The organism is Cellulophaga sp. 3_MG-2023 (assembly GCF_030546975.1).
Taxonomy (GTDB): Bacteria; Bacteroidota; Bacteroidia; order Flavobacteriales; family Flavobacteriaceae; genus Cellulophaga.
Window position 1 is genome coordinate 724,452 of the sequence record NZ_JAUOPS010000002.1, and the last position, 22,757, is coordinate 747,208.

19 protein-coding genes are annotated in these 22,757 nt (G+C 31.9%); 11 read left to right on the forward strand and 8 right to left on the reverse strand.

The genetic code is table 11. The features are described from left to right. Nucleotides 1–3: 3 nt before the first annotated feature. From Q4487_RS08090 to Q4487_RS08100, 3 genes are read right to left on the reverse strand one after another with little or no spacing between them, the layout of a single operon-like run. Entirely contained in the window at nucleotides 4–741 is a 738-nt protein-coding gene (locus Q4487_RS08090; protein ID WP_100894060.1) for a metal ABC transporter ATP-binding protein, read from the reverse strand. A 6-nt stretch (nucleotides 742–747) separates the two neighbouring features. Then, on the reverse strand, nucleotides 748–1,671 hold the full coding sequence (locus Q4487_RS08095) for a metal ABC transporter solute-binding protein, Zn/Mn family (protein WP_303540223.1): 924 nt from the start codon (nucleotides 1,669–1,671) through the stop codon (nucleotides 748–750). A gap of 8 nt (nucleotides 1,672–1,679) precedes the next feature. Next, nucleotides 1,680–2,336: a metal-dependent transcriptional regulator gene (locus Q4487_RS08100; RefSeq protein ID WP_100894062.1), complete on the reverse strand. Its 657-nt coding sequence runs from the start codon at nucleotides 2,334–2,336 to the stop codon at nucleotides 1,680–1,682. 79 nt (nucleotides 2,337–2,415) lie between these two features. Here Q4487_RS08100 and Q4487_RS08105 point away from each other — a divergent pair, with 79 nt between their 5' ends. From Q4487_RS08105 to Q4487_RS08115, 3 genes are read left to right on the forward strand one after another with little or no spacing between them, the layout of a single operon-like run. Continuing rightward, nucleotides 2,416–4,710 carry a TonB-dependent receptor gene (locus Q4487_RS08105; protein ID WP_303540221.1) on the forward strand — a complete coding sequence of 765 codons (2,295 nt, stop codon included), beginning with the start codon at nucleotides 2,416–2,418 and terminating at the stop codon, nucleotides 4,708–4,710. Nucleotides 4,711–4,715: 5 nt separating this feature from the next. Further along, nucleotides 4,716–5,195, forward strand: coding sequence for a DUF255 domain-containing protein (locus Q4487_RS08110; protein ID WP_303540219.1), 480 nt, complete (start codon nucleotides 4,716–4,718; stop codon nucleotides 5,193–5,195). A 53-nt stretch (nucleotides 5,196–5,248) separates the two neighbouring features. Continuing rightward, nucleotides 5,249–6,244, forward strand: coding sequence for a hypothetical protein (locus tag Q4487_RS08115; protein WP_303540217.1), 996 nt, complete (start codon nucleotides 5,249–5,251; stop codon nucleotides 6,242–6,244). A 5-nt stretch (nucleotides 6,245–6,249) separates the two neighbouring features. Here Q4487_RS08115 and Q4487_RS08120 read toward each other — a convergent pair whose 3' ends face one another. Continuing rightward, nucleotides 6,250–7,224, reverse strand: a complete 975-nt coding sequence (locus tag Q4487_RS08120; RefSeq protein ID WP_303540215.1) for a polyprenyl synthetase family protein — start codon at nucleotides 7,222–7,224, stop codon at nucleotides 6,250–6,252. A 144-nt stretch (nucleotides 7,225–7,368) separates the two neighbouring features. Between Q4487_RS08120 and Q4487_RS08125 the strand changes: the two genes are divergently transcribed. Genes Q4487_RS08125 through Q4487_RS08140 form a run of 4 tightly spaced genes read left to right on the forward strand, consistent with a single transcriptional unit; the run spans nucleotide 7,369 to nucleotide 13,970 of the window. Next, complete coding sequence (locus Q4487_RS08125) at nucleotides 7,369–7,974, forward strand: TetR/AcrR family transcriptional regulator (protein ID WP_100894067.1); 606 nt, start codon at nucleotides 7,369–7,371, stop codon at nucleotides 7,972–7,974. Continuing rightward, nucleotides 7,975–9,309, forward strand: coding sequence for a TolC family protein (locus Q4487_RS08130; protein WP_303540213.1), 1,335 nt, complete (start codon nucleotides 7,975–7,977; stop codon nucleotides 9,307–9,309). Between the two features lie 31 nt (nucleotides 9,310–9,340). Further along, nucleotides 9,341–10,507 carry an efflux RND transporter periplasmic adaptor subunit gene (locus tag Q4487_RS08135; RefSeq protein ID WP_303540211.1) on the forward strand — a complete coding sequence of 389 codons (1,167 nt, stop codon included), beginning with the start codon at nucleotides 9,341–9,343 and terminating at the stop codon, nucleotides 10,505–10,507. A 4-nt stretch (nucleotides 10,508–10,511) separates the two neighbouring features. Beyond that, nucleotides 10,512–13,970: an efflux RND transporter permease subunit gene (locus Q4487_RS08140; protein ID WP_303540209.1), complete on the forward strand. Its 3,459-nt coding sequence runs from the start codon at nucleotides 10,512–10,514 to the stop codon at nucleotides 13,968–13,970. 87 nt (nucleotides 13,971–14,057) lie between these two features. On the opposite strand, the gene Q4487_RS08145 is transcribed toward Q4487_RS08140, so the two are convergent. Then, nucleotides 14,058–14,258, reverse strand: coding sequence for a hypothetical protein (locus Q4487_RS08145; protein WP_100894071.1), 201 nt, complete (start codon nucleotides 14,256–14,258; stop codon nucleotides 14,058–14,060). Nucleotides 14,259–14,270: 12 nt separating this feature from the next. After that, nucleotides 14,271–14,852: a MarC family protein gene (locus Q4487_RS08150; protein ID WP_100894072.1), complete on the reverse strand. Its 582-nt coding sequence runs from the start codon at nucleotides 14,850–14,852 to the stop codon at nucleotides 14,271–14,273. Nucleotides 14,853–14,975: 123 nt separating this feature from the next. Here Q4487_RS08150 and Q4487_RS08155 point away from each other — a divergent pair, with 123 nt between their 5' ends. Then, on the forward strand, nucleotides 14,976–15,563 hold the full coding sequence (locus tag Q4487_RS08155) for a DUF3109 family protein (protein WP_100894073.1): 588 nt from the start codon (nucleotides 14,976–14,978) through the stop codon (nucleotides 15,561–15,563). Here the strand turns inward: Q4487_RS08155 and Q4487_RS08160 are convergent. Both Q4487_RS08160 and Q4487_RS08165 read right to left on the reverse strand, forming a co-directional pair. After that, a complete protein-coding gene (locus Q4487_RS08160; protein ID WP_303571885.1) occupies nucleotides 15,543–17,366 on the reverse strand; it encodes a tetratricopeptide repeat protein in 1,824 nt (607 codons plus the stop codon). The two genes, Q4487_RS08155 and Q4487_RS08160, sit on opposite strands and share 21 nt — an antisense overlap. 150 nt (nucleotides 17,367–17,516) lie before the next feature. Beyond that, the gene (locus tag Q4487_RS08165) at nucleotides 17,517–18,251 is read right to left on the reverse strand and encodes a LytTR family DNA-binding domain-containing protein (protein ID WP_100894075.1); all 735 of its coding nucleotides are present in this window, start codon (nucleotides 18,249–18,251) and stop codon (nucleotides 17,517–17,519) included. Nucleotides 18,252–18,491: 240 nt separating this feature from the next. Between Q4487_RS08165 and Q4487_RS08170 the strand changes: the two genes are divergently transcribed. The 3 genes from Q4487_RS08170 to Q4487_RS08180 all read left to right on the forward strand — a co-directional run bounded on the left by Q4487_RS08170 (nucleotide 18,492) and on the right by Q4487_RS08180 (nucleotide 22,752). After that, entirely contained in the window at nucleotides 18,492–18,647 is a 156-nt protein-coding gene (locus Q4487_RS08170; protein WP_303540202.1) for a hypothetical protein, read from the forward strand. A gap of 512 nt (nucleotides 18,648–19,159) precedes the next feature. Continuing rightward, nucleotides 19,160–20,146: a ribonucleotide-diphosphate reductase subunit beta gene (locus Q4487_RS08175; protein WP_100894076.1), complete on the forward strand. Its 987-nt coding sequence runs from the start codon at nucleotides 19,160–19,162 to the stop codon at nucleotides 20,144–20,146. 116 nt (nucleotides 20,147–20,262) lie between these two features. Beyond that, nucleotides 20,263–22,752 (forward strand): ribonucleoside-diphosphate reductase subunit alpha, encoded by a 2,490-nt coding sequence (locus Q4487_RS08180; protein WP_303540198.1) that lies wholly within the window; start codon nucleotides 20,263–20,265, stop codon nucleotides 22,750–22,752. Nucleotides 22,753–22,757 lie beyond the last annotated feature (5 nt).

Genomic DNA, 22,757 nt, shown 5'->3' on the forward strand with positions numbered 1-22,757 from the left:
AGTTTACTCTTGCACACTTACTTTATAGTTTATACCATAAGTTTTGGTTAAATTTCCATCATTAAAAATATCTTTAACCGGACCAGTTGCTATTTTTTTCACATTTAAAAACGTAACCCAATCAAAATATTCGGGTACAGTTTGTAAATCATGGTGTACTACAATTAGTGTTTTTCCAGCTTTGCGCAGTTCTTTTAAAATATTAATGATAGCTTTTTCTGTAGTAGCATCTACGCCCTGAAAAGGCTCATCCATTAAATAAATACTTGCATTTTGCACTAATGCTCTAGCTAAAAATATACGTTGTTGCTGTCCGCCACTAAGCTGGCTAATTTGTCTAGATTTAAAAGACAACATGCCTACTTTTTCTAAAGCTTCTAATGCAGCTTTTTTCTCTTTTTGCCCAGGTCTTTTAATCCAACCTAAACTGCCATAAGTTCCCATCATTACAACATCTAAAGCAGTGGTTGGAAAATCCCAATCTACACTGCCCTTTTGCGGCACGTAAGCAACCTCTTTAAATTGCTTTTTATAGGGTTTTCCAAAAATTTTTACGCTACCTGCAATAGGCTTAATAATTCCTAAAATAGATTTTATTAAGGTAGATTTACCTGCTCCGTTTGGCCCAACAATTGCCATAAGCACACCTTCTGGTATTGCCAAATCTATATCCCACAAAACTGGTTTATAGTTATAAGCAACCGTAAGGTCATCTACCGTAATGGCATAGTTTGTTTCCATAAATTATTATTTTAAGGCATTTACAATTGTTGTTACATTGTACTTAAACATTCCTAAATAAGTACCTTCTACAGTGCCTTTATCTCCTAGCGCATCAGAATACAACGTACCACCAATAGTTACATTATGGTTTTTAGATTGTACTGATGCTTGTAGAGCTTCTATGGTTCTTTTAGGAACAGAAGTCTCTACAAAAATAGCTTTCACTTTATTGTCTATTATAAATTTAGATAATTCTTGTACATCTTGCACACCAGCTTCTGTTGCCGTAGAAATGCCCTGCAAGCCAACAACATTAAAGCCATAAGATTTTCCAAAGTAATTAAACGCGTCATGAGCAGTAACCAAAATTCTTTTTTCTTTTGGAAGCTGACTAATTGTTTCTCTTAAATCTAAATCTAACTTTGTTAATTTTTCTAAATATGTTTTGCTATTCTCTTCGTAAACAGTAGCATTTTTAGGGTCTAATTTTTTAAGCTCGTTTGTTACGTAAGCTGTTATTTGTTTCCAAAATGTAACATTAAACCAAATGTGCGGGTCGTAATTAGAAGCAAAATATTCTGAGCCAATAAGTTCTTTTTTATCCAAAGCATCAGAAACAGCAACCGTTTTTTTACCTGTATGTTCCATTTTTTCAAATACCTCTACCAACTTACCTTCTAAATGTAAACCTCCATAAAAAACAATATCAGCTTCAACTAATTTTGTAACATCACCTTCACTAGCCTTATATAGGTGCGGATCTACACCACTACCCATTAAACCAACAACATTAATAGCATCACCACCAATATTATGCAATAAATCTGTAATCATTGTAGTTGTTGTAACTACATTTAATTTTCCGTTTTTAGCTTTTTTAGCATCTGTTTTACACGCAAACAAACTAAGTATTACCGCTCCTACTATTATGTATGTTATCTTTTTCATTTAAATATTTATTCTGTTACCTGCACAAATAAATTAGACGCAATTTGGTTAGACACGTTAAAACTATTAGCATTAATTTTTAACTGAAAAGAACCATCAAAATCCTCTTTATCTATTACCTCTATTACATCTCCTAATGCAATTTTATTTTTATCTAAAAACTTTAAAAACTGACTTGAAGAATCTTTTACACCAACACAAATCCCTTTATCTTTTATAGAAAGCTCACTCAAAAGTTTTTTATCTATCACTTTAAAATTACCATTCTTGTCTGGTATAGGGTCTCCGTGCGGATCATATTTAGGATAATCTAAAAGCTTATCTAGTTTGTCTATTAATTTTTCGCTCTCTATATGTTCTAACTGTTCCGCTACCTCATGTACTTCATCCCAAGAAAAGTCTAATTTTTCCACCAAAAAAACCTCCCATAACCTATGCTTTCTAATAATAGACAAAGCCATAGATTTACCAGTATCTGTTAACGAAACTCCTTTGTATTTTTTATAATTTACCAGGTTTTTTTCTGATAATTTTTTAATCATATCTGTAACAGAAGATGGTTTAGTTTCCATCTGCTCTGCAATAGCGTTAGTAGAAATATCATTAACTCCTCCCTTACCAATGTGAAAAATTGCTTTTAAATAATTTTCCTCAGAATGCGTCATCAATTTTAATTTTTACCAAAAATACATTTTTATTATTAAAAACAAATTTTTAGATTTGTCTAAAAATTAATTTAACCTGATGAAAAAAATATTTTTACTCATTTTACTCGCGCCTTATTTCATTAATGCTCAAGATTTTGAATTAGAAGGAACAATAAATAACCAAAATAAACCCATACCTTTTGCTACCATACAGGTTAAAGAGCTTAAGCAAGGGACAGTATGTGATAAAAACGGATATTACAACATAAGTTTACCAAATGGCACTTATACTTTAATATGTAAAAGTATTGGGTTTAGAACTTTAGAAAAACAGATAACATTAACTAAAAACACCACACTAAATTTAAATTTAAAAGAAGATGTTTTAGGCTTAGATCAAGTAGTTGTTACTGGCACAAAAACTGAAAAAAGAAGAACAGATTCACCAGTAATTGTAAATCTCATTAACAGTAAAACCTTAGATAATGCTGTAGCTACCAACTTATCTGAAGGATTGCGTTTTCAGCCAGGCTTAAGAGTAGAAACAGATTGCCAAACTTGTAATTACACACAATTACGTATGAACGGGTTACAAGGTGGTTATTCTCAAATACTAATTAATGGCAGGCCAATATTTAGTCCTTTAACCGGTTTGTACGGTATGGAGCAAATTCCGGCAAATATGATAGAAAGAATTGAAGTGGTTAGAGGCGGTGTTTCTGCACTTTATGGGTCTAGCGCTATTGGTGGCACGGTTAACGTAATTACCAAAATACCTATTAAAAACGAATACAACTTAACCTATACATACCAGAGTATAAATAAAAATGCGTCTGATAATATTTTGCTTGGCAACGCTACTGTAGTTAATGAAGACAGAACTGCAGGCGCAACGTTTTTTATTAACAAAAGAGATAGAAATACGTATGATGATAATGGAGATAATTACTCTGAATTACCTAGCCTAAAGAATAATTCTTTTGGAGCTAATCTATTTTATTTACCATCTGATAACGAAAAGATAGAAGCTAGTATAAGCAGTATTTACGAGTACAGATATGGAGGAGAACAAGTAGATAAAGCGGCATACTTAGCAAAACAATCTGAAGAACGCACACATAATGTTTTAATGGGTAGTGTAGATTATCAAATAAATTTTAATGAGGATAAAAATAGTTTTATTGCCTACTACGGCGGACAAATTACAGATAGGGACCACTATACTGGTATAATTCCTGACGATGAAGATGAACTAAACTCATTTTTAGCAAATCCACCCTACGGTACCTCTAAAGTAGAAACTCACCAATTAGGTGTGCAGCTAAACCATAAAGTAGATTCGTTTATTGGCGGAAAAGCAATTTTTACTTTTGGCACCGAATATGTTTATGATGACGTAGTGGATGTTATAGAAGCTTATAACTACAAAATAGATCAGACCACAAGAAACTGGGGCGCATTTTTACAAAATGATTGGGATATTAGTCCTAAAATTAATTTTTTATCTGGGATAAGAATAGACAAACATAACCTGTTAAATAATGTAATTGCTAGCCCTAGACTATCTTTATTATATAAAATGAATAAAGAATCACAGTTTAGATTAGGCTGGGGAACCGGATTTAGAGCTCCACAAGCATTTGACACCGATTTACACATTGCTTTTGCAGGAGGAGGAATTTCTAGAATTTCTTTGTCTGATAATTTATTTGAAGAACGCTCTAACAGCTACACAACTTCTTTTAATTATGACAAAGCTACAGAGCATGTAATTGCAGGTTTTACTGTAGAAGGTTTTTACACTAAATTGAATGATGCCTTTTACCTTTTTCCATTAGGAGGAGATAATTTTGGCGAATTATTTGAAAAAAGAAACGGAGATGGGGCAGTTGTAAAGGGAGTTACACTAGAAACAAGAGCAAATTTTGATTATGTTTTTCAGGTAGATGCAGGCTTTACGTTACAATCTAGTAAATTTACAGAGGCAGTAGAAAATATTGAAGGCTTAGCTACTAAAAAGGAGTTTCTAAGAACACCTAACACGTATGGCTATGCAAACTTTACTTACACACCTACTAAAAAGTTTAGTGCATCTGCTAATTTAATTTATACAGGAAGTATGGATATTGCACATTTTGGAGGAGAAAATACTGGTCAATTAATAGATGAATACAAAGAAACTCCGTCTTTTTTAGAAACAAGTTTAAGACTAGGGTACACTTTTACAGCATCAAAATTAAATGCCAACATTGAGTTATTTAGCGGTGTAAAAAATATTACAAATGCTTATCAAAATGATTTTGACACAGGAAAAAACAGAGATAGCAACTATGTTTATGGTCCGTCTTTACCAAGAACCATTTTTGTAGGATTAAGAATAAAAAGCTTGTAATTAAAATGAAATCACATTGCAAAAAAATAATTATTTGCTTTTTAATTGGCTATATAAACTGTGGCAATTTATCAGCGCAAAATAATGAGATAAACTGGTTAAGTTTTAACCAGCTTGAAGACTCTTTATCCATAAAACCCAAAAAGGTTTTTATACATTTTTATGCAGAGTGGTGTAGTTTATGCAATAAAATGGATCGCAAAGCATATAAAGACCCTTCTGTAATTAGCAAATTAAATAAAGAGTATTATGCGGTAAAAATGAATATAGAGTCTACAGAAAAAATAACATTTGGAGGCACAATTTATGAGAATAAAAACGCAAAAAAGGTAAACGCTATTCATCAAATACCACTTTTAATGGCTAGCCGTAAAAACAAACCTTTTTCATTACCCGCAACCGTTATTCTAGACGATACTTTTACCGCCACTGCAAGGTATTTTCAATATTTAAATACTAAACAACTTTTAAAAACAATAGAATAACAAGTTATTCCGTTTACAAAATGTAACTTTTATTACATTTACAAAAAAAAGCTATGAAAAACCTTGTCTGTTTTTTTACCCTACTGTTTTGCGCTATCACAATTAGCGCGCAACAAGAACAAGACACCACTTTTACCATTAACAAAAGCCAAGATTACAAACTACTGTTTTCTGCTAACAAAAATGACCACATACATTTAAGCTTAAAAGCTAAAGGAAAAGGTGATATAGTTTACACCATTAGTCCATATAAAGATGTAAAAACAGCAACGTTTAAAACTTTAGGTAAAAAAGCAAATTACTGGTTACAAGCTCCCGGTAAGGATGTATACCAATTAATTATAAAAAGTAGCAATAATAAAGACTCTAAAGTAAGCTTAAAATTTAAAGTAGATTCGTTTAACAAACAAGCACCAGAAATAGCTTATAAAGAAGTTGCAGACACAACTTATACTGCACCAATAAAAACAGATACAGAGGTTACCAAACTAAAAACTATTTCTTTACAACAAGATAATTTTTACTTAAACAGCAGGTCTAACGACTTATTAAAAGGTGGAAAAAGCAGGGTTTTAGTTCCTATTGCATTACCTAAAAACACAGTGTCTTGGTACTATGTTTTTAGCGCTTCTAGAGAAGAACAAGATATTAAAAACACCATAAAAAGCTTTGGTTTGGCCTCTACACTATCTAATTATATAGATACAGAAAATTCTTTTTCTGGCGCTGTAGAAAATTTAAATCCACCTCCAGGAGCTAACATTTGCGACATTTATTTATTAAATGAAGAAAATGCTTTACTTTTTAAACAAAAAGAAGATTACGTACCCTATTTATTTGGGTCTAGAGAAAACTATAAGTCTGGCATTGTAAACGTAACAGATACTACCAAAAGTACATTTTATTTAGGACTTAATAATCCAGATAATATTTACGGCATACATATAGGCATAGAGGTTATTTGCATTGTAGAACAGGAGAAAACCATACAACAAATGCTTAGTAAACCAATAATCTCAATTAACAGCGTACCTTACTTAGTAGATTAAAAAAATTACACTTTTCTAGTCATTAACCACAATCCAAATTGTTTTAACGCTTCTTTTTTATCTAAAGAAACGTCTAACTTTTCTAGAACAGAAAATGCTTTATTAGTGTACTCTTCTATAGCTTGCTTAGTAGCAACATCTGCCTTAGATTCCACAAAAATAGCTTTAACAGTTGCTACTTTATCATTGTTATTTGTTGGTTGTATAGAGAAAAGCTGATCTAATGAGTTCTGTTCTGCTTTAGAAGACAGCTCTAATGCTTTAAGGTATAAGTATGTTTTTTTGTTTTCAATTATATCACCACCCACTTGTTTACCAAACGTCTTTGGGTCGCCAAAAGCATCTAAATAATCGTCTTGCAACTGAAAAGCAATACCTAGGTTTTTACCAAAATCGTAAATTAAATCTTCATTCTGCACAGTAGTTCTAGCAATAACAGCTCCCATTTTCATAGCAGCAGCAACCAAAACAGCAGTTTTATACTCAATCATTTTTAAGTATTCTGGTATAGTAACATCATCTCTAGTTTCAAAATCAACATCATATTGTTGACCTTCGCAAACTTGCAAAGCTGTTATACTAAAAAGAGAATTTAGCTTTTTATATTGGTCACCTTCATATGTTTCTAAAAACCTATATGCTTCAATTAGCATTGCATCACCAGATAATATACCAGTATTTATATCCCATTTCTCATGAACCGTTTCTTTACCTCTACGCAAAGGAGCATCATCCATAATATCATCATGAACTAAAGAAAAATTATGAAAAACCTCAACAGCCATAGCAGCAGAAATAGCCTCTTTATAATCTGCTCCAAAAATATCTGCAGACATTAGTGCTAATATTGGACGCAACCGTTTACCTCCTAAATTTAAAATATATGTTATTGGTTGGTATAAATTTTTAGGCTCTTTATCTATTGCTATTTTACTTAATTCTTTTAAAAAAGAGTCTCTATACTGGTCAATGGAATGCATCTATAATTTTTTTTCAAAAATACATGAAATACTTTTTAAGCAATTATAAATGTAACATTCATTTTAAACTTAAGTTAAGTAATCTTAAAACTATGGAAACTTTTTTTGTTTTCTAAGTTTCCTAACTTATCTTTGCGGCTTATTATGAAAGAAAAAATTTTAGAAAAAGCTACAGATTTATTCTTAAACCTAGGTTTTAAGAGTGTTACTATGGATGACCTTGCTAATGAATTAGGAATGTCTAAAAAAACCATATACTCACATTTTGACAATAAAACCAAGTTAATAGAAGAAAGTACTCTCCAATTATTTAATTCTATATCTACAGGAATAAACAAAATATGCTCTTTAGATATAAATCCAATTGAAGAATTATATGAGATAAGAAAGTTTGTAGTATCAAACTTAAAAGATGAAAAATCTTCTCCCATATATCAATTACAAAAATACTATCCAAAAATTCATAAATCACTAAAACAAAGACAGTTTGCTGCTATGCACGACTGTGTTATTGTAAATATTGAAAAAGGAATTGAGCAAGGACTTTATAGAAAAAATTTGGACATAGAATTTATTTCAAGAATATATTTTTCTGGAATGACAGCTATTAAGGACGATGACTTTTTTCCGCCAGAGCAATTTTCTAAAATAAAATTAATGGACAATTATTTAGAGTATCATATAAGAGGAATAGTTACAACAAAAGGAAAAAAAGTATTAACAGATATTATCAAATCAAATCAATCATAAATGAAAAGGAGTTTAACATTATTACTTTTGCTTTTAGGCATACAAATGAGTTTTTCGCAAGACAAGCCCACGAGTTTTACGCTACAAGAAGCAATTAATTACGCATTGCAGCACAACTACAGTGCAATTAATGCAGAGAGGGATATAGAAGATGCACAAAAGCAAAAGTGGGAAACTATTGCTAGTGGTTTACCACAAATAAATGGTGCAATTAGCTATCAAAATCAATTAAAACAACCAGTATCATTAATTCCTGGAGAATTGGCTGGTGGAGCGCCAGGAACTTTTATTCCTGTTGTTTTTGGTCAAAAACAATCTACTAGTGCAACAGCAACTTTAAGTCAGCAAATTTTTGATGGCTCATACATTGTTGGCGTACAAGCAACTAAAACATTTATAGACTACAGTGCAAACAGCAAAGAAAAAACAGCCTTAGAGGTTCGTAAATCTGTTGTGGAAGCTTACGGAAATGTTCTTTTAGCAGAAGAAAGTACATCTATCTTAGAAAAAAATAAAGCTGCTTTAGAAAAAAACCTTAATGAAACACAAAAGATTTTTGAAAATGGCTTAACAGAAGAAGAAAATGTTGAGCAATTACAAATTACTTTATCATCTGTTACCAACCAGCTAAAAAATGCTATTAGGTTAAAAAAAATAACAGTACAAATGCTAAACTTAGTTATGGGCTTAGAGCTAGACAACCCTACTAAATTAGCTGAAGACTTAGACATTTTGACAGAAAAACAAATAGATTTTAATTTACTAGAAAGCGACTTAGTTTTAGAAAACAATGTAGATTACAAAATGGCTCTTAACTTAAACGAGCAACGTAATTTAGAGCTTAAGTTAGAAAAAAGTAAAGCACTACCTAAATTAAATGCTTTTATAAATTTTGGATACACAGCATATAGTGAAGACTTTGATTTTTTAAAGAAAGAAACAGATTGGTTTAACTCTTCTATTTTAGGGTTTGATTTAAACATCCCTATTTTTAGTTCTTTACGTAGAAGTGCATCTACACAACGTGCAAAAATTGCATTAGAAAAAGCTAAAACACAAAAAACTGAAGCAGAAGAATCTCTACGCCTTAGTTGGGAAAACGCTAAAAGCGAATACATTTTAGCTATAGAGCAATACCAAACCAATAAAGAAAATTTAGGTTTAGCAGAACGCATAGAACAAAAAAATCAAATTAAGTATTTTGAAGGTTTAGCAACAAGTTTTGAGCTAAGACAAGCACAAACACAATTGTATGCTGTACAGCAAGAGTATTTGCAATCTATGATAGACGTAATTAATAAAAAAACAGCTTTAGAATTAATTCTAAACAACTAACCCCAACACAACAATTTGTAATACAAACAATATGAAAAAAATATTCTACATACTAACACTTACAGCACTTGTAACTGCTTGCGGAGACAAAAACACATCTGTAGAGAGTATTATTGCTACAAAAGATATAGAAAAAATAAGAGAGAAAAAGGCAACCGTTTCAGAAGAGCATAAAGCTTTAGAAAAGCAAATGGTTATGTTAGATTCTGCTATTGCTGTTATACAAGGAAACAAAAACTTACCTTTAATAAGCACACTAACTACAAAGACAAAAGTTTTTAATCATTTTTTAGAATTACAAGGTAATGTACAAACAAAGCAAAACGTTTTAATTTACCCAGAAATGGCAGGTACCCTACAAAGAGTATATGTTAAAGAAGGACAAAAAGTAAGTAAAGGACAAATACTTGCCACTATTGATGATGGTGGCATGAGCAGCCAACTTGCACAGTTAAAAACACAAGCAGAATTAGCTAAAACTACTTTTGAAAGACAGCAAAGACTTTGGGAGCAAAAAATAGGGTCTGAAATACAGTACTTACAAGCAAAAACTAATTATGAAGCTCAAGTAAATGCTATTAAACAAGCAGAAAGTCAATTAGGAAAATCTAGTATAAGAGCTCCTTTTACAGGTATCATAGACAATGTTATTAAAGAACAAGGTACTGTTGTTGCACCTGGCATGGGGTCTGAAGTTTTTAGAATTGTAAACTTATCTAATATGTATTTAGATGTAGAGGTACCAGAAACCTACATTAAGAGCATAAAAAACGGAAAAGAAGCCGTTGTTTATTTTCCAATTTTAAATGATAGTGTTACTACTAAAATTAGACAAACAGGCAACTTTATTAACCCTAGCAACAGATCTTTTTCTGTAGAAATTTCTGTTCCTAATAAAAATGGGAACATAAAACCTAATTTAACTGCTAAAGTTAGACTTAATGACTACACAAACAATGAGGCTATTTTAATACCGCAAAGTGTAATCTCAGAAAATGCTAACGGTGAGCAATATGTTTATGTAGCAGAAAAAACTGAAGAAAATTACGCAACTGCAAAAAAGAAAATAATTACAACTGGTAAAAGCCAAGGTCCGTTAATAGAAGTTATTTCTGGATTAGCAGCTAATGAGCACGTAATTAAAGAAGGTGCAAGAACGGTTAAAGACGGACAAAAAGTTGAAATTTTAAATCAATAATTCCATGAGCAAAATACAAAAAAACGCCGACAAGGAATTTAAAATATCCTCATGGGCAATAGATAACCCTTCGGTTATTTATGTACTTATTGGACTATTTTTATGGATAGGACTCTCTGCATACTTAGCTATGCCAAGAGAAGATTTTCCGGAGGTAATTGAAACTAAAATATACATTAGCACACCATATCCTGGTAACACTGCTGAAGATATAGAACGTTTAATTACAGATCCTTTAGAAGATAAAATAAAGAACGTAAGTAACGTTGTAGAATTTACATCTACCTCTCAAGAAGATTATGCTATGATTGTAGTAGAGTTTGATGAAGGTATAAGTGTACAAGAAGCTAAACAAAAAATTAAGGACGAAGTAGATGCCGAGAAAGCTAGTGAAGACTGGCCTACATTTAATGGCGCTAAAGTAGAACCTAATGTTTTTGACCTTAACTTATCTGAAGAAATGCCAATCATGAATATTAACTTTACAGGAGATTATCCTGTAGAAAAGTTAAAAGATTTTGCAGAGTATTTACAAGATGAAGTAGAAGATTTATCTGAAATTAAAAAGGCAGACATACGTGGTGCCCAAGAAAAAGAGGTAGAAATTGCGGTAGACATTTATAAAATGATGGCTGCTAAAATTAGTTTTGATGATGTTTTAAATACCATTAGAGGTGGCAATGTTACAATGTCTGCTGGTAATTTAAAAACAGAAGAACAAAGAAGAACTATACGTATTTTAGGAGAAGTAAAAGACCCGCAATTACTAAACAACTTTGTTGTTAAGTCTGAAAATGGCGCTACGTACCTTAGAGACATTGCAGAAATTACTTTTTCTGAAGAAGATAAAACTACCTATGCCAGAGAGTTTGGAGAAAGCGTAGTAATGTTAGATGTTAAAAAAAGAGCCGGACAAAACTCAATTTCCGCATCAGACCAAATTAAAGAGATTGTTAAAAAGGCAAAAAAAGAGTATTACCCGCCAGACTTAAAAATTTCTATTGCTAATGATTCTTCTACTAAAACCTTAAACCAAGTAGACGATCTTGTAAACAACATCATATTTGGTATTATACTAGTTGTAACAGTTTTAATGTTCTTTTTAGGATTTAGAAACGCACTATTTGTTGGTTTTGCCATTCCTATGTCTATGTTTATGTCTTTTATGATATTATCTTGGCTAGGCTATACCCTAAACACAATGATTCTTTTTGGAATGATTATGGGACTTGGTATGCTTGTAGATAATGGTATTGTGGTTGTAGAAAACGTGTACCGTTTAATGGATGAAGGCTTATCTAAAGTTGAAGCTGCCAAAAAAGGTGTTGGTGAAATTGCATTCCCAATTATAGTATCTACACTTACTACAGTAGCGGCCTTTGTTCCTTTAGGTTTATGGCCGGGTGTAATGGGACAGTTTATGAAGTTTTTCCCTATCACATTATCAGTTGTATTAGGATCTTCATTACTGGTTGCTATATTAATGAACTCTATGCTAGTTTCTAAATTTATGGAGCTAGGCGAAAAAGAACTTACCGTTAAACAACTAGTACGTTTAAGTATTATCCTTGGTGGTTTTGGTATATTGATATTAGTTTTTGGTGGCGTAATGAGAGGTTTAGGCTCTGTTATGCTTATTACTGCTGTAATGTTCTGGGCGTACAAATATTTCATTAAAAAATGGGCAATTCGTTTTCAAAAAAACACAATGGTTAAGTTTGAAAACTGGTATGAGCGCAGATTAAAACACGCCTTAAGAGGTGGTAACGTATACTGGTATGTATCTATAACCTTTGTTCTTTTAATTGTTGTATTTATGCTTTTTGGCATGTCTGTTGGCAGTAAAAGAACCAAAATAGAATTTTTCCCAGACAATATACCAAATGAAATATCTGTGTACGTAGAATACCCAGAAGGTACATCTATTGAGAAAACAAATGCTATAACTAAGGTTATAGAAAAAAGAGTTTATGAAATTTTAGATGATGACATATACAAACACGATGGAGAAAACTTTATTGTAGACTCTGCCGTTTCTCAAGTTGGTGAAGGTGCTGGTAACCCACAAACCGATGGTGGTTCTGCTGCAGAAATGCCTCATAAAGGTAAAATAACAGTAAACTTTAGCGAGTTTAAATTTAGGAGAGGAATTAACACAGAAGAAATACGTGCAAAAGTGCAAAAAGCATTAAGCGGTATTTATCCAGGCGTAAACATATCTGTAGAAAAAGACTCAAATGGCCCACCTGCTGGTTACCCTATTAACATTGAGTTAGAGGGTAAAGATTACAATGAACTTATTGCTACTGCAGAAAGCGTTAAAAACTTTATTAATACCAAAAACATAGCTGGTATAGAAGAAATAAAGATTGATGTTAACAAGAGTAAACCATCTATGGAGGTAGTTGTAGACCGCGAAAAAGCTGGTGAATTAGGAGTCTCTGTTGGTCAAGTTGGCAACCAATTGCGTAGAGCCTTATTTGGCGAAAAAGCAGGAGTTTACAAAGAAGATGGTGACGATTATGACATTAACGTTCGTTTTAATGAAGATTTACGTTACAATACAAATGCATTATTTAATCAGAATATAATTTTTAGAGATCCATCAAACGGACAAATAAAAGAAATTCCGGTTTCTGCTGTTGCCTCTATGCAAAACACTTCTGGTTTTAGCGCTATTAAACATAGAGATAATGAGCGTGTAGTAACTATTTACTCTGGTTTAGAACCTGGTTTTACAGATGCTGCTGCAATTGTAGATGAAATACAAAAAGAAATGGAGGATTACAAAGGCAAACCTTCTACCGTAAAAATAGATTATACCGGTCAAATTGAAGAGCAAAACAAACAAATGAAGTTTCTTGTTAGTGCGTTCTTTTCTGGTTTAGGTTTAATTATGCTAATCTTAATATTTCAGTTTGGCGGTATTTCTAAACCAATAATTATAATGATAGCTATTTTCTTAAGCTTTATTGGAGTATTTGGTGGACTAATGATTACTGGCTGGTCTTTTGTTATTATGATGACAATGATGGGGATTATATCCTTAGCAGGTATTGTGGTAAACAACGGCGTGGTACTGTTAGATTACACACAAATACTTATAGATCGTAAAAAAGTAAAGCTTGGCTTAGATGAAAAAGAAGTATTATCTAGAGAAGAAGCTACAGAAGCAATTGTAACTGGCGGTAAAGCAAGGTTAAGACCCGTAATTTTAACAGCTGTTACTACTGTACTTGGTTTAATACCACTAGCTATTGGTTTAAATATAGATTTCTTTGCTTTATTCTCAGAATTTAATCCACACATATACATAGGTGGTGATAATGTAATTTTCTGGGGACCGCTAGCTTGGACCGTTATATTTGGACTAATGGTAGCTACATTTTTAACCCTTATAATTGTACCTGCATTATTTGATATTACATACAGGTTAAAAATAAGATTCTACAAAAAACCATAAACACTTAAAAGTAGAATAACATATAGTAATAAAAAAAAGGCGCTAATTAAATAGCGCCTTTCTTTTTTTTAAAACTTTACATAAAAGTTATTCTTTTATTTTTTCTTGTATCTTTTTAGAGATCATAAAAATCACCAACAAAACAATAGCACATAAAGCTGCAACAATACAGATAAGTGCAATAGTACTTGGGCCATTAAGAGGATCATCAAAATCTATCTGAGTTACATTATACCCAATTAGCAATCCTGCTATTAAAAACAAGATTATAAATATTACTTTATTCATTTTAACTTCTATTTAAAAGAGTTCATTAATATTTGCTGCAAATAGTTTTACCGCTATTGCCAGCAAAATTACACCAAAAACTTTTCTAATAACACTTAATCCGCTTTTTCCTAGTACTCTTTCTATTTTTTTAGAAGACTTTAACACTATATAAACAAATAAGATATTTATTAAGATAGCTACAATTATATTTTGAACGTGATACTCTGCACGTAAAGACAATAAAGACGTCATTGTACCCGCTCCTGCAATTAAAGGAAATGCTATTGGCACAATAGAAGCTGTTTCTGGCTCATCATCCTTATAAAGTGTTATACCCAATATCATTTCTATGGCCATAAAAAAGATAATAAAAGAGCCCGCCACAGCAAAAGAGTTTACATCTATACCAATAAGGTTTAAAATTTCTTCCCCTACAAACAAAAATGCAACCATAATTAAAGTTGCTACTAAAGATGCTTTTTCAGACTGTATATGACCTACTTTTGCCCTTAAAGTAATAATTATTGGTATGCTACCAATAATATCTATTACCGCAAAAAGAATCATACTTGCTGTTACTATCTCTTTAAAATCAAAAAAACTAGAAGACATAATTTTACTTTTTTTAAAAATCGGTGCAAACTTACACTTTATAAAACGGTTTTAAATTACTAAAATTAAAAATAACAGCTTATTAACGTTAAAAAAGTATCTTTGCACTTTTATAATACGCATATGTTTCAAATAGGAAAAACCATAGTATCTGAAGAAATTATAGACAACGATTTTGTCTGTAACTTAACAGCCTGCAAAGGCGCATGTTGTATTGATGGTGATGCAGGTGCACCACTAGAAGACAAAGAGACAGAGATTTTAGTAGATATTTACCAAGATGTAAAACCGTTTTTAAGAGCAGAAGGTATTGCCGCCATTGAGGAGCAAGGTGCTTTTGTAAAAGGTGAAGATGGTGAGTGGGAAACTCCGCTTGTAAATGGTAGCGAGTGTGCTTATGTTGTTTTTTCTGATAACGGAACTGCAAAATGTGGTTTAGAAGATGCTTACAACGAAGGCATTACCAGCTGGAAAAAACCTGTGTCTTGTCACTTATACCCAGTTAGAACAAGAGAATATACAGAGTTTACTGGCGTTAACTACCATAAGTGGGAGATTTGCGACCCAGCTTGCTCTTTAGGAGAAGAGTTAAAGGTTCCTGTTTACAAATTTGTAAAAGAAGCCCTAGTTCGTAAATTTGGAGAAGAGTGGTATAGTGAGCTAGAGTTAGTTGCCCAAGAGTATACTAAGTTAAATAATGGGAATAGTTAATGTAACTTCTGTTCCCATAGCATTGCCTTCTTCATCTACCAGGTCAACAAAAACTACTTTAAAAGAATTTAAATAATCTTTAGAGAAGTTTTTAAGTCGCTCTTTAGTAATATTTATACCTAAGGATTTTCTTTTTAAAACCTTAGCTTCTTTTATTTTTTCTGATGCTGCCCTACCTATACCATTATCTGTAATACTAATAACCACAAACTCTTCATCTTGTTTTGAGATATGAAGATCAATTTTTTTTAGTCCTTGCTTAGATGATAACCCGTGCCATAAAGCATTTTCTAAAAACGGCTGAAGAATTAATGATGGTATTTTTATTTGGTTTAACTCTACATCCCTATCCACATCTATAGTAAAATCTATTTTATTAGAAAAACGGATATTTTCAATATGCATATACAAATTAACCGTTTCTAACTCATCCTCTAAAGATATTTCCTTTAAAGAAGATGCTTCAAGTATTTTACGTACTAGTTTAGAAAACTTATTTAGGTAATGTACTGCATTCTTTTTTTCGTTATTAATAATATATAACTTAATAGAGTTTAATGAATTGAATAAAAAATGCGGATTCATTTGACTACGAAGCATTGTTTGCTCCAATGTCAACATTTTTTTATCACTAGTTAATTGGTTTTGCTTGTAAAAAACAAATAAGATCACCGCTAACAATACTAAAGAAATACCTATAATTAGTAAGGTTGCCCTATTTTTCTTTAACTTAAGTTTTACTATTTCATTATCTTTTCTAAGGTTCTCTATCTCGTTATTAATTTTTTCGTTCTCGTATCTTAAAATAACATCGTTAGCATAGCGTATATTTCTTGTACTACTAATTTGCTTTTCTAGCTCTATTGCTGTTTTATAATACGTTAAGGCCTTTGCATGATTACCTTTTAACTGCTCTAACTGAGATAGTCTTTTAGTACCTAAAGCTGTAATTCTTGGTATTCCTTGCTTTTTACCTATTTCTATACTTCTGGTTATATGCTTTTCTGCTTTATCAATAGCATTTAATTGCATATAGGCCCAGCCCACATTAGCCTCTACAAAAGCTATTATAAACTTATCCTTTAACAATTTAGCTTTAGTTAAAGCTGGCAGCAACAAAGCTATTGCTTCCTTAGGTTTGTTTTGTTTTAAATAAATTTGGGCAATACTATTATTGCAAATTATTCTGCCTTTATCAGAATTTACCTGGTTGTTGTATGATAAAGATATTTTATACCTCTCTAAAGCCTCATCTAACTTGCCTTGCTCTTCTAAAGCTTCTCCTATATTTTGGTTATTTATAGCTAAGCCTATCATATTACCTAGCTCTTTTTCTATTTTTAAAGAAGTTTCAAATCTATTTATAGCTAAATTATATTGCTCCAAACTATGATATAGGTTACCTATACTATTTAAAGATACATTTATACTACGTTTTAATTCATCACTGGGCTCCTTTACACTTTCTGCCAGCTCTAGTGCTTGCTGGTTATAATCTAAAGCTGTACGTATAGCATCTATTTTTCTATAATCTACACCTAACATATTTAAACTATAGACTTTAAACTCTAAATCATCTGCCTCCCTAGACGCTTCTAATCCTTTTTTGTGTAACTCTATTGCCTTGCTATATTGAGACAAATTCCTGTAAGCACTACCTAATTGATTGTACCCATAAGCTAACCCAATAAAGTAATTACTTTTTTCTGATTGTTCTGTAAAGTAGCGAAGCAAAAGAGTATCTCTTTTATAGGCTCTTACCACAGTGTTTATTTCATGGTACGACTGAGGTTTTAACAGCACCAAACTATCAATCCTTTTTTTGGCCTTCTCCTGTATGTCTTGGGCTAACAAATTAAAACAACACAAACATATACTGCATACCAAAAGCCTCTGCAGAGCTTGTATAAAAAATAACATTAATTTGTTCTTCAACTTTAAAATCATAGAAAATTAAAGTAAGTCTAAAAAATTAGATTTTTTCTGTCTAGAAACCGGAATTCTATCATCAGATTGCAACACAATGTAACCATCTGTTTTAATAAACTCTTTAACTTTATTAATATTAACTATATATGAGTTATGAACCCTAAAAAAGTTCTCTAGAGTCAGTATTTCTTCAACTTCTTTTAATTTTTTTGTAAGCACAACTTTATTTCCGTCATCCAAGTATAAAGTACTATAGTTACCATCAGATTCTGCATACATAATTTCATCGCTATTTAAAAATATTAGCTTACCATCTGTATTTAATGTTATCCTCTTGTTAGATTTGTTAGAGTTAAAACCCACTAACAATTGCTCTAAACGTTCTATAGTACCATTTTTATTACTAAACTTTTTAATTTTAGTTATAGTATCATTTAAATCATCAGTATCTATAGGTTTTAAAAGGTAATCTATAGCTTCATTTTTAAGCGCTTTAATTGCGTATTGGTTATAAGCTGTGGTTATTATAATAGGAAAATCTCTTTCTTTTACTTTTTGCATAAATTGAAACCCATCCATAATAGGCATTTCAATATCTAAAAACACACAATCTGGAGTATTAGCCTCCAAATAATTAAGTGCCTCATAAGGATCTGTAAAAGAAGCAACCACTTTAATTTCGTCACTAAAGTTGGTTAACTCCCAAGTTAAGCTCTGTATGGCTTTTATTTCATCGTCTATTACAACTGCTTCTAACATACTAAAAATTTAAGAGTAGTAAATGTACAATACTATGTTTAAAAGAAAATTATTAATGTGTGTTTGGTATGATTTTAAGTATTAATTACCTAAAAATAGGTACAGAACATACAAACTACACAGTTTTTAACGCCATTTATACATTGTTAACCTATAGATTACTAAATGATTATAAATTAGCAGTGTATTAGATGTGAGTAATACAACTAAAAAAAGTGAACTAAAAAGGATTACGTTATTATGAAGAAGTGCATTTTCATGTTTAGTCTGTTAGTAATTACAATAGTTATTGCTGCTATAATAGAAAACAGTAAAAAAATAAAAAAAGAACAAGAGACTACTTTAACAGAAACTAATAACAATTTAGATTCTTTAATAGCAAATACAACAAAATAAAAAGTATATATAATTTTATGATACCACCAAACTAAGAGTTTACGATTCTATAGGATGTGTATTAATAAACAGAATACACAACTGCATTATGCAGCCTGTTTTAATTTAAGAGTTAAGTGATTTTTATTGCAAATGATTTAAAGGTTTCGGGGGGAACTACCTGAATCATAAAATATTTCATTTTTGTTTTTATTAAAACCGGAATCGTAAAGTTTGGTGCGTCATAAACCGCTACTTCACTAACAAACAACACTTATAAATAATATACTTTTTGGTTTATTTTTTTACTTCGTTTTTCAGTTTTAAAAACTAAAAAAACATATAAATTCTTCAAAGGCAATAAACATCACTAGCGAGCACACATGTCAACAATTGGTGTTAAAAACTTATAACTTAAAACCCATAAAAGCCCTTTACCATGTGGCTACATTTTACAATCTTTGTAGTCCCCCAAGGTTTAAGGATCAATTCTCCTTAAAATTTATAAAACAGTTATAATCCAGATTAAAATTATGTCAACAGCAATAGAACCTATTTTAGAGAAAAACGAAGACAGATTTGTTATTTTTCCTATTAAGCATAACGACTTATGGGATTGGTACAAGAAATGCGAAGCAAGTTTCTGGACAGCTGAAGAAATAGATTTGCATGCAGATCTAGATGATTGGAAGAATAAATTAAATGACGACGAACGTTATTTTATAAAACATATATTAGCATTTTTTGCCGCTTCTGATGGTATTGTAAATGAAAACCTAGCAGAGAACTTTGTTAGCGAAGTACAATATGCAGAAGCAAAATTCTTTTATGGTTTCCAAATTATGATGGAAAACATACACTCTGAAACATATTCTTTATTAATAGACACCTATGTTAAGGATGAAAAAGAAAAAGATGTTTTATTTCATGCTTTAGAAAACTTTCCTGCTATTAGAAAAAAAGCAGATTGGGCTTTAAAATGGATAGAATCTCCTAGTTTTGCCGAGCGTTTAATTGCTTTTGCTGCAGTAGAAGGAATTTTCTTTTCAGGATCTTTCTGTTCTATTTTCTGGCTTAAGAAAAGAGGATTAATGCCAGGACTTACATTCTCTAACGAATTAATTTCTAGAGATGAAGGTATGCACTGTGACTATGCAGTTCACCTACACAACCATCACTTAATAAACAAGGTACCTAAAGCGCGTATTACAGAAATACTTGTAGATGCGTTAGATATAGAAAGAGAGTTTATTACAGAATCTTTACCAGCAAGTTTAATTGGTATGAATTCTAAATTAATGACACAGTATTTAGAGTTTGTAACAGACCGTTTACTAGTAGAATTAAACTGTGACAAAGTATACAACTCTACTAATCCATTTGACTTTATGGATATGATTTCTCTACAAGGGAAAACAAATTTCTTTGAAAAAAGAGTAGCTGAATACCAAAAATCTGGTGTTGCCAATAACAACGGTGATGAAGATTCTCAGAAAATTAGTTTCGACGCAGATTTTTAAAAACTAGAACCCAATATTTTTTAGAATTTATTTCTAAAAAAAGCATTATAAATAACCAATTTGTTGAGTCCCCCAAGACTTGACCTAACCAACGTATCACTAAAAACAATTGTAGCATGTATGTAGTAAAAAGAGACGGTAGAAAAGAATTAATAATGTTTGACAAGATTACGGCAAGAGTTCGTAAGCTTTGTTATGGCTTAAACGCATTGGTAGACCCCCTTAAGGTTGCTATGCGAGTAATTGAAGGTTTATATGATGGTGTTACCACATCAGAATTAGATAATTTAGCGGCAGAAATTGCAGCTACAATGACAACAACGCATCCAGATTATGCAAAATTAGCTGCACGTATATCTGTATCTAACTTACATAAAAACACTAAAAAATCTTTCTCTGAAGTAATGAAAGATTTATACGAATATGTAAACCCTAGAACAGGTAAAGAAGCTCCTCTTTTATCTGATGAAGTCTTTAAAGTGATACAAGACAACTCAGAAAAATTAGATTCTACAATTATATACAACCGAGATTTTGGCTACGATTATTTTGGATTTAAAACTTTAGAACGTTCTTACCTATTAAAACTTAACGGTAAAATAGCAGAACGCCCACAACATATGTTAATGCGTGTTTCTATTGGTATACATTTAAACGATTTAGATGCTGCAATAGAGACGTATGAACTTATGTCTAAAAAATATTTTACACACGCTACACCTACTCTATTTAATTCTGGTACTCCTAAACCTCAAATGTCTTCATGCTTTTTATTAGCTATGCAAGATGATAGTATAGATGGTATTTATGATACATTAAAGCAAACTGCAAAAATTTCTCAGTCTGCTGGTGGTATTGGCTTATCTATACACAATGTTAGAGCTACAGGATCTTATATTGCAGGTACAAACGGCACATCTAACGGTGTTGTTCCAATGCTACGTGTATATAATGACACAGCACGCTATGTAGATCAAGGAGGAGGAAAACGTAAAGGTAGTTTTGCCGTTTATGTTGAGCCATGGCATGCAGATATTTTTGAATTTCTAGATCTTAAAAAGAACCACGGTAAAGAAGAAATGCGTGCACGTGATCTTTTTTATGCAATGTGGATTCCAGATTTGTTTATGCAAAGAGTAGAGGCCAATGCAGACTGGACACTTATGTGCCCTAATGAATGCCCTGATTTATACAAAAAACACGACAAAGAGTTTGAAGAAGCCTACCTAGCTTTTGAAGCACAAGGTAAAGGAAGAAAAACTATTAAAGCTCGTGAACTTTGGGAAAAAATATTAGAGTCTCAAATAGAGACTGGTACTCCTTATATGCTTTATAAAGATGCCGCAAACCGCAAGAGCAACCAGAAGAACTTAGGAACAATACGTTCTTCTAACTTATGTACAGAAATTATGGAGTACACTGCTCCTGATGAAGTTGCTGTGTGTAACCTTGCTTCTATTGCATTACCAATGTTTGTTAAAAATGGAGAGTTTGACCATAAAGAACTTTTCCGTGTAACTAAACGCGTAACTAAAAACTTAAACACAGTAATAGACCGTAACTACTACCCAGTAGTAGAAGCAGAAAACTCTAACATGCGCCACAGACCAATTGGTTTAGGTGTACAAGGTTTAGCAGATGCATTTATTATGATGCGCATGCCTTTTACAAGTGATGAAGCTAAAAAGTTAAATCAAGAAATTTTTGAAACACTTTACTTTGCTGCAGTTACTGCATCTATGGAGTTAGCCAAAGAAGAAGGCACATATTCTAGTTACGAAGGTTCTCCAATTTCTCAAGGAGATTTTCAGCATAACTTATGGGGTATTAAGGATGATGAATTATCTGGCCGTTGGGACTGGGAAAAATTACGTAAAAGCGTTATGAAAAACGGAGTTAGAAACTCTCTTTTAGTTGCTCCAATGCCAACAGCTTCTACATCTCAGATTTTAGGAAACAATGAGTGTTTTGAGCCATATACATCTAACATTTATACTCGTAGAGTATTGTCTGGGGAGTTTATTGTTGTTAACAAACACTTACTAGAAGATTTAGTACAATTAGGCCTTTGGAACGAAAGCCTTAAACAAGAGCTTATGCGTGCTAACGGATCTATACAACATATAGATATTATTCCGCAAGACATAAAGGAGCTATACAAAACAGTTTGGGAATTAAGTATGAAAGACATTATAGATATGTCTAGACACCGTGGATATTTTATTGACCAAAGTCAGTCTCTAAACTTGTTTATGGAAAATGCAAACTACTCTAAGTTAACATCTATGCACTTTTACGCATGGAAGAGCGGACTTAAAACAGGAATGTACTACTTAAGAACTAAAGCTGCTGCAGATGCAATTAAATTTACAGTAGACAATAGCAAGAAAAAAGAAACTCCTGCTAAAGAAGTAGTAGCTAAACCAGAACTAGCAGCTGTTGCCGCTCCTGTAGCTGCACCTAAAGTGGCTCCTATTGAATTAAAAGTAAACCCTACACCTGCAGATACAGATGTAGAACCAATGAGTGCTGCAGAAATGAAAGCTCTTATAGAACAAGCTAAAGCTGGCCAAGCAGATGACGATTGTTTAATGTGCGGCTCGTAACAATA